Origin of the sequence: Alloalcanivorax sp. C16-2, assembly GCF_046507615.1 — a bacterium.
Classification (GTDB): domain Bacteria; phylum Pseudomonadota; class Gammaproteobacteria; order Pseudomonadales; family Alcanivoracaceae; genus Alloalcanivorax; species Alloalcanivorax marinus_A.
The window spans coordinates 92,616-106,404 of record NZ_JBKFTL010000002.1 but is presented as its reverse complement, the minus strand read 5'-3'; the positions used below and the strand labels follow the sequence as shown (position 1 = coordinate 106,404).

General features: G+C 63.3%; 11 protein-coding genes. 6 read left to right on the top strand and 5 right to left on the bottom strand.

Going from position 1 to position 13,789, the window contains the following annotated elements; translation table 11 throughout:
- From ACLD02_RS10710 to ACLD02_RS10700, 3 genes are all read left to right on the top strand, one after another.
- Complete coding sequence (locus ACLD02_RS10710; RefSeq protein WP_203102308.1) at positions 1-738, top strand: S-methyl-5'-thioinosine phosphorylase; 738 nt, start codon at positions 1-3, stop codon at positions 736-738.
- The gene (locus tag ACLD02_RS10705; RefSeq protein WP_410298684.1) at positions 735-1,964 is read left to right on the top strand and encodes an NAD(P)/FAD-dependent oxidoreductase; all 1,230 of its coding nucleotides are present in this window, start codon (positions 735-737) and stop codon (positions 1,962-1,964) included. Before ACLD02_RS10710 ends, ACLD02_RS10705 begins: the two co-directional genes overlap by 4 nt.
- A 134-nt stretch (positions 1,965-2,098) precedes the next feature.
- Positions 2,099-2,914 carry an enhanced serine sensitivity protein SseB C-terminal domain-containing protein gene (locus tag ACLD02_RS10700; RefSeq protein ID WP_410298683.1) on the top strand — a complete coding sequence of 272 codons (816 nt, stop codon included), beginning with the start codon at positions 2,099-2,101 and terminating at the stop codon, positions 2,912-2,914.
- Positions 2,915-2,938: 24 nt separating this feature from the next.
- Here the strand turns inward: ACLD02_RS10700 and ACLD02_RS10695 are convergent, their stop codons facing one another.
- From ACLD02_RS10695 to ACLD02_RS10680, 4 genes are all read right to left on the bottom strand, one after another.
- Positions 2,939-3,433 (bottom strand): carboxymuconolactone decarboxylase family protein, encoded by a 495-nt coding sequence (locus ACLD02_RS10695; protein ID WP_238400900.1) that lies wholly within the window; start codon positions 3,431-3,433, stop codon positions 2,939-2,941.
- A 95-nt stretch (positions 3,434-3,528) separates the two neighbouring features.
- Positions 3,529-4,008 carry an ester cyclase gene (locus tag ACLD02_RS10690; RefSeq protein WP_203102321.1) on the bottom strand — a complete coding sequence of 160 codons (480 nt, stop codon included), beginning with the start codon at positions 4,006-4,008 and terminating at the stop codon, positions 3,529-3,531.
- 37 nt (positions 4,009-4,045) lie between these two features.
- Positions 4,046-4,975 carry a nitrilase-related carbon-nitrogen hydrolase gene (locus ACLD02_RS10685; RefSeq protein WP_410298682.1) on the bottom strand — a complete coding sequence of 310 codons (930 nt, stop codon included), beginning with the start codon at positions 4,973-4,975 and terminating at the stop codon, positions 4,046-4,048.
- Between the two features lie 23 nt (positions 4,976-4,998).
- A complete protein-coding gene (locus tag ACLD02_RS10680; protein ID WP_410298681.1) occupies positions 4,999-6,291 on the bottom strand; it encodes an MFS transporter in 1,293 nt (430 codons plus the stop codon).
- A gap of 153 nt (positions 6,292-6,444) precedes the next feature.
- On the opposite strand from ACLD02_RS10680, the gene ACLD02_RS10675 reads away from it, so the two are divergent.
- Positions 6,445-7,341, top strand: coding sequence for a LysR family transcriptional regulator (locus ACLD02_RS10675; RefSeq protein WP_203102325.1), 897 nt, complete (start codon positions 6,445-6,447; stop codon positions 7,339-7,341).
- Here the strand turns inward: ACLD02_RS10675 and mfd are convergent.
- Positions 7,338-10,805 carry a transcription-repair coupling factor gene (gene mfd / locus ACLD02_RS10670; protein WP_203102327.1) on the bottom strand — a complete coding sequence of 1,156 codons (3,468 nt, stop codon included), beginning with the start codon at positions 10,803-10,805 and terminating at the stop codon, positions 7,338-7,340. The two genes, ACLD02_RS10675 and mfd, sit on opposite strands and share 4 nt — an antisense overlap.
- Before the next feature lie 129 nt (positions 10,806-10,934).
- Here mfd and tesB point away from each other — a divergent pair, with 129 nt between their 5' ends.
- Positions 10,935-11,810: an acyl-CoA thioesterase II gene (gene tesB / locus ACLD02_RS10665; RefSeq protein WP_203102329.1), complete on the top strand. Its 876-nt coding sequence runs from the start codon at positions 10,935-10,937 to the stop codon at positions 11,808-11,810.
- A 252-nt stretch (positions 11,811-12,062) separates the two neighbouring features.
- Positions 12,063-13,517, top strand: coding sequence for a glyceraldehyde-3-phosphate dehydrogenase (locus tag ACLD02_RS10660; RefSeq protein ID WP_203102331.1), 1,455 nt, complete (start codon positions 12,063-12,065; stop codon positions 13,515-13,517).
- Positions 13,518-13,789 lie beyond the last annotated feature (272 nt).

Here is a 13,789-nt window from a genome sequence, read left to right as displayed (position 1 = left end):
ATGCTGGCGTTCATCGGCGGCACCGGCCTGACCCGCATCGAAGGCCTCACCATCCGCGAGCGGCACGCCACCGGCACCCGCTTCGGCGAACCCTCGGCGCCGGTGGTGGAAGGCGAGCTCAACGGCGCGCCGGTGCTGTTCCTGGCCCGCCACGGCGACCCGCACACGCGGCTGCCCCATCAGGTCAACTACCGCGCCAACCTGCTGGCGCTCAAGGAAGCCGGCGCCAGTGCCATCATCGCCGTCAACGCGGTGGGCGGTATCACCGTCGCCACCGGCTCCCTGGTGATTCCCGACCAGATCATCGACTACACCTGGGGCCGCGACAGCACCTTCTTCGACGGTCCCGACGACCCGCTGGTGCACGTGGACTTCAGCTGGCCCTTCGACCGCGCCCTGCGTGAGCGGCTGAGTGCCGCCGTGCAAGCGGCCGGTGTCCCGCTGATGGACGGTGGCTGCTACGCCGCCACCCAGGGGCCGCGCCTGGAAACCGCCGCCGAGATCCGGCGCCTGGAACAGGACGGCAACAGCATCGTTGGCATGACCGGCATGCCGGAGGCGGTGCTCGCCCGGGAACTGCAAATCCCCTATGCCATGCTGTCGCTGGTGGTCAACCCGGCCGCCGGCAAGGCGGAGCGGGAAATCACCATGGCCGAAATCGAGAAGGTCCTGCACGATGGTATGGCCGGCGTACGCCAGGCCCTGGCGACCCTCGCCGCCAACAACCGGTCAACATGACCGAGCACTACGACGTCATCGTTCTCGGCGCCGGGGCGGCGGGGCTGATGTGCGCCGCCACCGCCGGCTACCAGGGCCACTCCGTGCTGGTGCTGGACCACGCCAACAAGCCCGGCAAGAAGATCCTCATGTCCGGTGGCGGGCGTTGCAATTTCACCAACCTGAACACCACCCCGGCGCACTTTACCTCCGCCAATCCGCATTTCTGCAAGTCCGCCCTGAACCGCTATTCCCCCTGGCATTTCCTTGAGCTGGTGGAACGCCACGGCGTCGAACACGTGGAGAAAGCCCCCGGCCAGTTGTTCTGCGCCGGCTCCAGCAAGGAGATTCTCCAGGTGCTGCTGACCGAATGTGAGTGGGCCGGGGCGCAAGTGCGGTTGAACACGTCGGTCACCCACCTCAATGACGTACCGGTGGACGGGGAGGGCGCCGAGCCGGACCTGGCGGAGCGGGTCGCGGACGGCTTCCGGCTGCGCACGGCGGGCGGCAAGCTCCACGCCCGCCGCCTGGTGGTGGCCACCGGCGGCCTGTCCATTCCCACCCTGGGCGCCGGGCCCTTTGGCTACCGGCTGGCGGAGCGCTTTAACCTTGCCGTGCTGCCCACCCGCGCCGGCCTGGTGCCTTTCACCCTGCAGCCGGCGGACAAGGCCTGGCTGGCGGAGCTGGCCGGGGTCAGCGCGGAGGTCGCCGCCGAAGCCGGCGGGCGCCGCTTCGAGGAGCCGCTGCTGATCACCCACCGGGGATTGTCCGGGCCGGCCATGCTGCAGGTCTCCAGCTTCTGGCGCCCCGGCGACGCGGTCAGCGTGGACTGGCTGCCGGCGCTGGCGGACCCGGCGGCGGCCCTGCGCCAGGCCCGCGCCGAGCAGCCCACCAGCAGCGTGGAAAAATGGCTACGCGGTTTCTTCTCACAACGCCTGGCCGCCACCCTGGTGGCGCGTTTCGGCTGGGAGGGCCCGCTGCAGCATCATGGCAACGAACGTCTGGCGGAGATCGCCGCCGTGCTCAAGGGTTGGCGCTTCAAGCCCGCCGGTACCGAGGGCTACCGCACCGCCGAGGTGACGCTGGGTGGCGTCGATACCGGCGCCGTGTCCTCCAAAACTTTCGAGGCCAAGGCGGTGCCCGGCCTGTATTTCATTGGCGAAGTACTGGACGTGACCGGGGAACTGGGCGGTTTCAACTTCCAATGGGCCTGGGCCAGCGCCCACGCCGCCGGCTCGGCGCTCTGACTCGCGGCGTATCGCGCGCGACTTCCGCCCGGTCGCTCCTGCTGCATCCTTCAACCGCCAATTGCGCACCACTACCGGGCACCGCCGCGTCGCCGCCGGTTAAAATGGCCCACCACTCACAGTAGGACGTGAACATGCCGGACAACCCTCTGTTTGAATCGCTCAAACGCGCCGCCGATGACCCCGCCGCGCGCCCCGAATTCTACCGCCGGTTGCTGACCGCCGAGATCTTCGTGATCGGCCACGGAGACGGTTCCAGCGAAGGGAGGGGCACGGTACCGGCCGGCGCCCACCTCTCCATCGAACACTGGCAAAACGCCGAGGGGGAATCGGTGATCCCGTTCTTCACCGACCTGGAAGCATTGCAGCGGGCCATCGATGAGGAAAAGAGCTACCTGGGTCTGCCGGCGCGCAGCCTGTTCGAAATGACCGCTGGCACCCGACTGGTGCTCAACCCTCGTTCCGATTACGGCAAGGAATTCCATCCCGAGGAAGTTCGTTCGCTGCTGGAGAACGGCAGCAATCATTCCCCGGAAACCCGTCGGACGGAAGCCGACACCGACGTACTGCTCGGCCAGCCCTCGGAATACCCCACCGCCATGGTGGAAGCGCTCCAGCGCCTGCTGACCGGCTACCCGGAAGTCGAAGCCGCCTATCTATGCCTGATGCAACAGGGTGGCGAATCGCCCCAGCAAAGTCTGGTGGTGGGCCTGCGCGGCGGCAACCTGGAGCGTGCCCGCCTCGCCGCCGGCTCGGTGATCGCCGACACCGCGCCGCAAGGGCGCGCCGTGGACCTGATCGAGATCAGCAGTGACGCGCAGGAGGGCGGCCTGGCCGGTTACCTGCGTGACGAGACCACGCCGTTCCATGAACGACAACAGGCGGCTCGGACGCGGTCGGACGACGCCCCGCGCCGGCCTTGGTGGCGCCGCCTGTTCGGCGGGGGATGATGGGGCCGGTGTCCCGCGTGGATGTCAGTCATCTACTTGGATCTCGAACACATTCAGGGTCATCGCCACGCAGGTGTAATATCCGATTAAACCCACCAGGTTGACCACTACGCGCAAACCAAAGCGACCAATGGCCTCCTCGAAAAGGTGGTCGGAGACTCGACTGGAATGATGCAATTGCTTGGTGAAACGGTATATGAACTGCTCATCGGGGGCATCGAAATCGGGTGCCACACCTGTACGGATTGCCTCCAAGGCCGCCGGTGACAATCCGGATTCCACGGCAATCGGGTGATGGATTCGCCACTCGGTCATGGAGCGCCAATGAGCCGCCGTGACCAATACCGCCAATTCGGCGAGTCTTGTTGGCAACCCGCTTTGATAGCGGCATACGGAGCCCAGACGCTGGGCATGCGTTGCGAAATCAGGGCTGTGTATCCAGGCGTGGAAAGGACCGGTCAAACGACCTCGAGGGCCGGCGATGATCTCGTCGGCCACCGTCATTTGTTCGGTGTTCATGATCGATTTGTCGGTAGGGGGAAGCCGCATGATACTGCTCTTTCTCCTTTTTTTCCTGACCGTGCGGGCTGAAGCCCGCACGGTCAGTCGGGGAGTCACCGCACGGAAAATTCCACCGCGCTTTCCGAGGTTTCCAGTCGTTTGACGAGACCGTAGATGTCACCCAATACCCAAAGATCCCTGATTTTGTCGCCCTCGAAGGTGAAGATCGGGGCGCCGTGCCACCAGACACGCTCCTGGGTGGGTGGGTGTCCGAAGAAGAGGTCCCGGTGGATGCCATGGAAGCGCAGTTTGCCCGAAACCTGATCACCTTCCTCAATGAGGTCCAGGATGTCGGAGGTATAATCCTCCAACGCTTCGGTTAGCCATAGCACGTATTGTTTAAATTGTTCGTGGCCAATCAGTACAGGGCCCAAAGAGCCTCTGAAAGTGAAGTTTTGGTGGAAGACCTTGGGGATCAATTCAACCTTTTGTTGGTCCCATATGTCCTTATAGAAAACCCTAACAATGTTCTTCCTAGTGGAAAGATGGCTTGGGTTCAGATCAATTTCGTTTTCTTCAGGCAAGCTTCGCATGTGCGGATATGTCTCCTTTTCAAGGTCGGGGCCGGGGTTATTCAAATACAACGGGGGGCATCGGAGCTTCGTTGACATGAAGGCGAAAGATGTCGGAACGGGCGTAGTGGCCCGCCACGTCAAAGTCGTATTTGGCCCGGGCCAGATCGGCGAGGTCGAGATCATGAACAAGAATGTCATCCTCATCGAAAACAGGGCCGGCGAGGATTTCGCCTAGAGGACTGATGATGCAACTCCCGCCTCTCATCAACACGGTTTCCGGATCGTTGCCCTGAATGGCCTGATACCATTCGGGTGCGTCTTTACGCCGTAGATGCTGGCAAGCGGAGAGCACGAAGCAGCGGCCTTCCAGTGCGACATGCTGCATGGTGGGCACCCAGGTTGGCCGGTTATCCGCAGTCGGCGCACAGTAAATTTGCACGCCTTTGGCGTACATGGCCATGCGCATCAGTGGCATGTAGTTTTCCCAACAAATCACGGCGCCAAGGCGTCCGAAAGGCGTGTCGAAGATGGGTAGGGTCGAGCCGTCCCCGGAGCCCCAAACCAATCGTTCGCCAGCCGTCGGCATCAGCTTCCTGTGCTTGCCGAGCAGCCTGCCCTCCGGGCCAAGGAACAAGGCCGTGCAGTAAAGTGTGCCACCACTTCGCTCGATGACGCCGATGACAATATATAGATTCAGGTCGCCTGCGATCTGCGCAAGGCGCTCGCTATGCACTGAGGGCACCTCGATGGCGCTGTCGTAATAGCGCCGGTAGTCTTCCCGCCCCCCTGGAGTGCGTCCGCCGATAGTTGAGCCGAAATCAAGGCCCTTTGGATAGGCCGATACGAAGGCCTCGGGGAACACCACCAGTTGTGCACCCTGCTGCGCCGCCAAAACGGTATTCTTCTCAACTTTATCGAGCGTGGCATCGATATCGAACATCGCCGATCCGGTCTGTACGACCGCTGCGCGTACGTGGTTTTGCATGTCAGTCTCCTACTGAATATTGGTTAAGAGGTGGTGCGCGTCGGGGTGTTGACCGGCAGCTCATCGCCGACCAGGGGCTCGTTCTGATTGGAGTCCAGTGCAACACCCTGTGTCTCTGGCAGGAACAGGAGCGCGATAATGGCAATGCCATAGGCCCCAACGGTGTAGATACCGATGGCCATGCCCAGCGGCATGGTGGCGCTCAATAAGCCGACCAACGCGGGGAAGAAGGCCCCGACGCCCCTGCCGAGGTTGTACGCGAAGCCCTGGCCGGTACCGCGCAGTTCGGTGGGAAACAGCTCAGCGTAGAATGCACCGGTTGGAGCGAACATGGCATTGGCGAACAGTCCCAGCGGGAAGCCCAGGATCAACATGGCGGAATTCGAGAGTGGCGCGAACATATACAGGCAAACCATCGCCGCGGATAGGATGCCAAAAGTCATTAGTGTCTTTTTGCGACCGAGTGCATCCGCGCAATGCGCACCTAGCAGAAAACCCAGAAATGCACCAATAATGACCACCGCAAGATAGGAGCCGGTCCCAAGCACCGAAAGGTTGCGCTCGGTTTTCAAATAGGTGGGAAGCCAGGTGACCACGGCGTAGTAACCACCTTGCATGCCAATGGCAAATAAGGAAGATGCCAGGGTTTTTCGTAAAAGAGGGGGTTTGAAAATTGCTAGCGCACTAACTTTGTGCGTGGAAATCTGTTTTGCTTTTTCCTCAAAGGTGTCCGATTCCTTGACGTAGCGGCGAATCACGACGATGAGAAAGGCGGGCAGGATGCCGAGCCAGAAGAGGCATCGCCATGCGTACTCCTGGGGTACGAGTGAAAACACCAAAGCATATACGAGTGCCGCGCCACCCCAACCTACCGCGAAGCCACTGTGTACCGTACCAGCCGCTCGACCACGATATTGTGGGCGAATAATTTCCGACATCAGAACAGCGCCAGCGGCCCACTCGCCGCCAAAACCAAGGCCTTGAAGAGCGCGCAGAACCAATAGCTGCTCGAAGTTCTGTGCAAACCCGCTCAGGAAGGTGAAAAGGGCAAACCAGGCGACGGTCAGTTTAAGGACCTGGACCCGACCGATACGATCACTCAGCCTGCCAGCCACGGCGCCGCCGACCGCGGAGAACACCAAGGCCACCGTGCCTAGATAACCAGCTTCGGCCCTGGTCATCCCCCATACAGCGACAAGAGTAGGTATAACAAAGCTGTATATTTGAACATCGAACGCATCCAGCGCCCAGCCACCGAAGCAGGCACTCATGGTGCGCCGCTCCTGTTTGTTAAGATCAGATATCCAGAGTTTCATGGTTTTTCCTCTAGGGTTTTATCTGTTTCTGAGAGGCCCGTCTTGCTGGAATTCACAAAAAAACGCAGTATATTTTTGAGTTTTTTTTTACACAACAGGTAAAAAAACCACTGATGTCCGTGCATTTTTGCCTTGTTTTTATGGAGGTTTTTTATGGCCAAACCTTCCTGGTCTGATTTGAATATTTTTCTGGAGGTGGCACGTGGACCATCGCTGGCCGCGGTTAGCGAAAGGCTTGGCGTGGATGTGACCACCGTGCGTAGGAGACTGGCGGGTCTCGAGGAGACGATTGGCATGAGCCTTTTTGAAAAAAAAGGCAGGTCGCTTAGCCTCAATACGGAAGGCGAACGCATTTACTCAATCGCCAGCCGCATGGAAGTGCTGAGCGAGGAGATCGCAAATAGTGTTACAGACGCATCACGTGATCTATTGGGCGTGGTGCGCATATCCACCATGGAGGGCTTTGGCAGTTTTTACCTGGCGCCGAAGCTGGGCATGCTTGTTGCCGCTCATCCGAACCTGAGTATTCAACTGGTGACGGCGCCACATATCGTAAATTTGGCGGAACGGGAGGCGGATATTTCCCTGAACATGATGGAGCCACAGCGTGGCCGTTTTCTGGTTGAGAAGCTGACTGGCTTTTCAGTCGGACTTTACGCGGCCCCCTCCTACCTGGAGCGCAGCGGGAGCCCGCGAAGCTTGGACGATCTGGAGGATCACGTCTTTGTGACCTACGTGGAGGATTTGATTGAGGTGCCCTATGTGCAGTGGCTACCCGACGTGATTGACTCTCCCAGAGTGAGCTTGAGTTGCAGTAGTCTGGTTGCCCAGTTTCAAGTTACCTGCGCGGGTGCTGGCATGGCCATGCTGCCCGCCTTCATGGCCGAGAATGAGCCACGGTTGACCCGGTTGTTTCGGGACGAGATTCATCTGACGAGAGACTGGTGGATGGTGGTGCACCGGGATCTTGAGAAGGTGCCCCGCATACGGGCCGTCATGGACTTTCTGCGGGGTATTACCCGTGAGGATGCCGACATCTTGCTTGGTTAGCGGCCACTTTCACCGCCGGCCAAGCGCGCCAGTACTCCGGCCACCACTTCGATGCGCTCGGCGGCGTTGTCCGATTCCAGCTCGAAGCGCAGGGTGCTGGCGCCCTCCAGCTTGTAGATGTTGGGGCCGGACTGCACCAGCTTGACGATGGTGAGCGGGTCCACCGGGGTACGCTCGGCGAATTCCAGCTTGCCGCCGCGCGCATGGGCGTCCAGGCGGGTGATGCCGAGGCGCTCGGCGCGTTGGCGCAGGGCGGTGACCTGGAACAGGTTCTTGAGCGGGTCCGGCAGCAGGCCGAAGCGGTCGATCATCTCCACCTGCAACTCGTCCAGCTGCTCGGCGGTCTTGCAGCCGGCGATGCGCTTGTACAGCGTCAGGCGGGTGAACACGTCGGGCAGGTAGTCCTCCGGGATCAGCGCCGGAATGCGCAGGTTCACCTCGGGCCCGCCGGACAGTGGCTTGGCGGTGTCCGGCTGCTCGCCGTTCTTGAGCGCTTCCACGGCCTGTTCCAGCATTTCCATGTACAGCGAGAAGCCAATGGCTTCCATGTTGCCGTGCTGCTCCTCGCCGAGCAGTTCGCCGGCGCCGCGGATTTCCAGGTCCTGGCTGGCCAGCACGAAGCCGGCGCCCAGGTCGGTGGCCTGCTCGATGGCCTCCAGGCGCTTGAGGGCGTCCTTGGTCATGGCCCGGGGGCTGGGGGTGATCAGGTAGGCGTAGGCCTGGTGGTGGCTGCGTCCGACCCGGCCGCGCAGCTGGTGCAGCTGCGCCAGCCCCAGCTTGTCGGCCCGTTCGATGATGATGGTGTTGGCGCTGGGCACGTCGATGCCGGTTTCGATGATGGTGGTGCACACCAGCACGTTGAAGCGGCGGTGGTAGAAATCGCTCATCACCGCTTCCAGTTCGCGCTCGCGCATCTGCCCATGGGCGATGCCGATGCGGGCGTCCGGCACCATCTTGCGCAGCTCCTCGGCGGTGCGCGCCATGGTGTCGATGTCGTTGTGCAGGTAGTACACCTGGCCGCCGCGCAGCAGCTCACGCAGGATCGCTTCCTTGAGGGCGGTGTCGTTCTTTTGCTGCACGAAGGTTTTCACCGACAGGCGCTTCTGCGGCGGCGTGGCGATGATGGAAATATCACGCATGCCGCTCATCGCCATGTTCAGGGTACGCGGGATCGGCGTGGCGGTGAGCGTGAGAATATCGCACTCGGCGCGCAGTTCCTTGAGGCGCTCCTTGTGGCGCACGCCGAAGCGGTGTTCCTCATCGACGATGATCAGCCCCAGGTCGGAGAACGACACCGACTCCTGCAGCAACTGGTGAGTGCCGACGATGATGTCCACCTTGCCGGCTTTGAGGCGCGCCAGCACCTCGCTCTTTTCCTTGGCACTGCGGAACCGGGACAGCACTTCGATGTTCACCGGCCAGTCGGCGAAGCGGTCGACGAACGATTCGTAGTGTTGCTGGGCGAGCAGGGTGGTGGGCACCAGCACCGCCACCTGGCTGCCACTCTGCACCGCCACGAAGGCGGCGCGCATCGCCACCTCGGTCTTGCCGAAGCCGACGTCGCCGCACACCAGCCGGTCCATGGGCTTGGCCAGTTGCATGTCGCTGATCACCGCGCGGATCGCCGCTTCCTGGTCCGGGGTTTCCTCGAACGGGAAGCCGGCGGCGAAGCGTTCGTAATCCTCCGCCTCCACGGCGAAGGCGCGGCCCTGACGGGCCTCGCGGCGAGCGTAGGTGTTGAGCAGCTCGGCGGCCACGTCGTTGATTTTCTCGGCGGCTTTCTGCCGCGCCTTGGTCCACTGTTCGGTACCCAGGCGGTTCAGTGGCGGGCTGTCGCCGCCACCGTAGCGGCTGATCAGGTGCAGCGAGGACACCGGCACGTAGAGCTTGTCGCCGCCGGCGTATTCCAGCAGAAGGAATTCGTGCTGCTGGCGGTCCACCTCCATGTGCACCAGCCCCTGGTAGCGGCCCACGCCGTGATCCAGGTGCACCACCGGGGCGCCGATGCTCAGCTCGCCCAGGGAGCGGATGCCCAGCTCGTTGCCGCTGTCCTCGCTGGTGCGCCGGCGGCGGCGCTGCATCACCCGCTCGCCGTACAGTTCGCTCTCGCTGACCACCAGCAGCTCGTGGTCCGGGGCATAAAAGCCGGCGTCCAGCTCGCCCCGGGTCAGGTTCCAGCGTTGCGGGTCGGCGATGAAATCCGCCCAGCCTTCCTTGAGCGCCGGCTGGATGCCGATCTTCTGCATCAACTCCAGCAGCGCCTCGCGACGGCCGGCGGTTTCCGCCACCACCAGAATGCGCGTGTCCGGGTGCTCGTCGGCGAAGGTGTGCAGCGGCGCCAGCGGGTTGCGGGCGCGTGGGTCGGCGGCCACCGGCGGCGCCGCCTGCACTTGGAACGATACCGCCTGCTCGCCGTCGCGCTGGCGCGCCCGGGGCAGGCCCTTCCAGGCCGCGTCCAGCTCGTCCGGGCGCAGGAACAGCCGCGCCGGCGGCAGCACCGGTCGGTGGATGTCGTGGCGGCGCTGTTCATGGCGGGCGCTGACTTCGTCCCAGAAATGCCGGGCCGCTTCCTCGCAGCCGGCCATCTCCAGGGCCCGGGCGTTGTCGGGCAGGTAATCGAACAGGGTGGCCAGGCCGTCGAAGAACAGCGGCAGATAATACTCCAGCCCCGCCGCCGCGATGCCTTCGGACACGTCCTGGTAGAGCGGCACATGGCGCGGGTCCACGTCGAAGGTATCGCGGAAGGCGGTACGGAACCGGCGAATGCCCTCGGCGCTGAGCGGATACTCGGCGGCGGGCAGCAGGTTGATCTCGTTGACCTGACCGGTGGAGCGCTGACTCTCCGGGTCGAACAGGCGCAGGGACTCGATGTCCTGGTCGAACAGCTCCACCCGGAATGGCTGGCTGGAGCCCATCGGGAACACGTCCATGATGGCGCCGCGTACCGCGAATTCGCCGTGCTCGTAAACGTTGTCGCGCTGCCGGTAGCCGCAGTCCACCAGTTGCGCGCGGGTGCGTTCCATGTCGAACGCCTCGCCGACGCGCAGCATGAAGCTGTTGCCGCTGATGTGGGAGGGCGGCGCCAGGCGCTGCATCAGGGTGTTGATCGGCACCACCAGCACGCCGGCGCGGGCGCTGCCCAGCCAGTTGAGCACGCGAATGCGGTCGCTGACGATGTCCTGGTGCGGGCTGAACAGGTCGTAGGGCAGGGTCTCCCAGTCCGGGAACAGCATCACCGGCAGGTCGGGCCGCTCGGCCATCGGGTTGCTCGCCAGATAGAAGCTGAGAGCGTCGGCCAGTTGCTGGGCGCGGCCACTGCCCGGCGCGGCCACCAGCAGCGGGCCGTCCAGGGAGCGCGCCACCTGCGCCAGCACCGCCGCCAGGCTGCCGTCGGAAAGCCCGCGCCAATCCTTGAAGTGCTCGGCGCCGGCGGGAAACAGGGGAGTATCGGGTAACAGGGTCATCGTGCCTCCATCGAGGGCGCGCATTGTAGCGCAGCCGCGTGGCGGGTTCATGAGGCTTCACCGTAGGAGCGGCTTTAGCCGCGATGATTGTGGTAGCATCGCGCCGCTCGGTATACGCAGAGGCAGACAATGAAAGAAGCGGTTCGCGAATTAATGCAGCGGTTCAGCCTGGAACCCCTGGAAGACAATCTGTTCCGGGGCCAGAGCGAAGCCAACGGGCAACGCAGCATCTTCGGCGGCCTGGTGGCCGGCCAGTCGCTGCTGGCGGCGTCCATGACCGTGCCGGAGGATCGCCCGGTGCACTCCCTGCACGCCTATTTCCTGCGTCCCGGCGATATCCGCCGGCCGGTGATCTACGACGTGGACCGCATCCGCGACGGCAAGAGCTTCACCACCCGGCGGGTGAACGCCATTCAGCACGGGCGTCCCATTTTCAGCCTGGCGGCGTCCTTCCAGGTGGAAGAGGAGGGCGCCCGCCACCAGGCACCGATGCCCGAGGTGCCGGCGCCGGATGAGCTGGAAACCGACGAGCAGGCGCGCCTGCGCATGGCCGAGCGCATTCCCAAGCAGTTCCGCGACGATTTCCTGCGCCAGCGCCCGCTGACATTCCGCCCGGTGACCCCGAGGGATGCGTTCGAGTCCGAATCCCGGGAGCCGGTCAAGCGCTTCTGGTTCAAGGTGGCCGACGAAATCCAGGCGGACCGCATGACCCAGCGGGCCCTGCTGGCCTATTGCTCCGACTACGGCTTCATGGGTACCGCCATGCAGCCCCACGGCATGACCTTCTGGCAGAGCAACGTGCAGTGCGCCAGCCTGGACCACACCATGTGGTTCTACGAAGACTTCCGGGTCGACGACTGGCTGCTCTACGACTGCCTCAGCCCCGGCGCCGCCGGCGCCCGGGGGCTGACCTTTGGCAACATCTACCGCCGCGATGGCGTGCTGGTGGCGTCCGTGGCCCAGGAAGGCCTGATGCGCCTGCGTCCCGGCGAGGAGCTGGTTTAGGGCGCGGGCCGCTGGACGCCGGACGCTAACCCGGGCCTTGAATGATTGGTGTGTTTCCGGCCAGTCGGAGAGAGGGCGCCGGGGCAAACACTCCTTGCCGCGCCGCCTCGGGTTTGGCGTCCAGCGTCCGGCGTCTGGCGTCCCCACGGCGGCTGGATATACGCGGGTATTGGCGCTATCATGCGCGCGCCCCGGGTCCGGTCCGCCGAGGACCGGTAAACCGACCTGCAGACCCTGACTGAGAGGCGCCCCGTGAACAAACTGGAAGACCACTTCGGACGCTGGAAAAACCGCGAAGAGATCGCCGAAGCCATGATCCCCATGATTGGCCGGCTGTATCGGGAGAAGAATGTGACCACCCAGGTCTACAGTCGCTCCCTGGTCAACAAATCCGTGATCCAGATCCTCAAGGATCACCGGTTCGTCAAGCAAATCGAGGCGAGCCTCTCCGAAAGCGGCCTGTCCGTGGTCGATTCCTTCCCGATCCTTCAGGAAGTGTCCAAGCTGGACATCGGCCCGAGCCGCATCGACATCGGCAAGCTGGCGGTGGCCTACAAAAAGGACGACAAAGGTCTGTCCCTGGAAGAGTTCGTGCGCGGCGAGCTGGCTGAAGCGGTCAACCAGAAGGTCGACCTGCCCGGTCAGCAAGACGTGGTGCTGTACGGCTTCGGTCGTATCGGCCGCCTGCTGGCCCGCCTGCTGATCGAAAAAACCGGCTCCGGCGACGGCCTGCGGCTGAAGGCCATCGTGGTCCGTGAATCCGGCAAGGAAGACCTGCAGAAGCGCGCCAGCCTGCTGCGCCGCGACTCCGTGCACGGCCCGTTCGCCGGCACCATCGCCGTCGATGAGGAAGAAAACGCCATCATCGCCAACGGCAACTACATCAAGGTGATCTACGCCAACGATCCGTCCAAGGTGGATTACACCCAGTACGGCATCGACAACGCCATCCTGGTGGACAACACCGGCAAATGGCGGGACCGCGAAGGCCTCTCCCAGCACCTTCAGTGCGCCGGCGTGGAGCGCGTGATCCTGACCGCTCCCGGCAAGGGCGACCTGAAGAACATCGTGCCCGGCGTCAACCACGACATGGTGGAAGACTCCGACACCATTCTGTCGCTGGCCAGCTGCACCACCAACGCCATCGTGCCGCCGCTGAAGGCGCTGAACGACAAGTTCGGCATCGAAGTGGGCCACGTGGAAACCGTGCACTCCTACACCAACGACCAGAACCTGCTGGATAACTTCCACAAGGGCCCGCGCCGTGGCCGCGCCGCGCCGTTGAACATGGTTCTGACCGAGACCGGTGCCGCCACCGCCGCCGCCAAGGCGCTGCCTGATCTGGCCGGCAAGCTCACCGGCAACTCCATCCGGGTACCGACTCCGGACGTGTCCATGGCGATCCTGAATCTGACCCTGGGCAAGGAAACCACGCTCGAAGAGCTGAATGAATACCTGCGCTGGGTGAGCCTGCACTCGCCGCTGCAGCGTCAGATTGACTTCATCAGCAGCCCGGACGCGGTCTCCACCGACTTCGTCGGTTCCCGTCACGCCGCCGTCATCGACGCCGAGGCCACCATTGTCAACAATGGCCGCCACTGTGTGCTGTACGTGTGGTACGACAACGAATTCGGGTACAGCTGCCAGGTGGTGCGCCTCCTGCAACTGTTGTCCGGCGTGGAATATCCGCGCTACCCGAAAGACTGACCGGTCACGGAAAAGCCCGCGTAAGCGGGCTTTTTCTTGAGAGTATCGCCCATGGCGTTCCCCTTGCCGGGCCTCGCCGTGGACAATTTTCAGGGAATACCCACAAGGTCAATCCTGGCATCCGGACCGCACGGTCATTATAATGTCGCGCGCCGGCCCAGGCCGGCTTCTCCGGAGCTGGGTGCCCGGTACCTCCCGAACGGGTGTTCCTGACGCTTTCTACCGGTTTTCGCGCGCCTTCCCGCCTCCACCGCGACTCAGCGGTCCCCGGG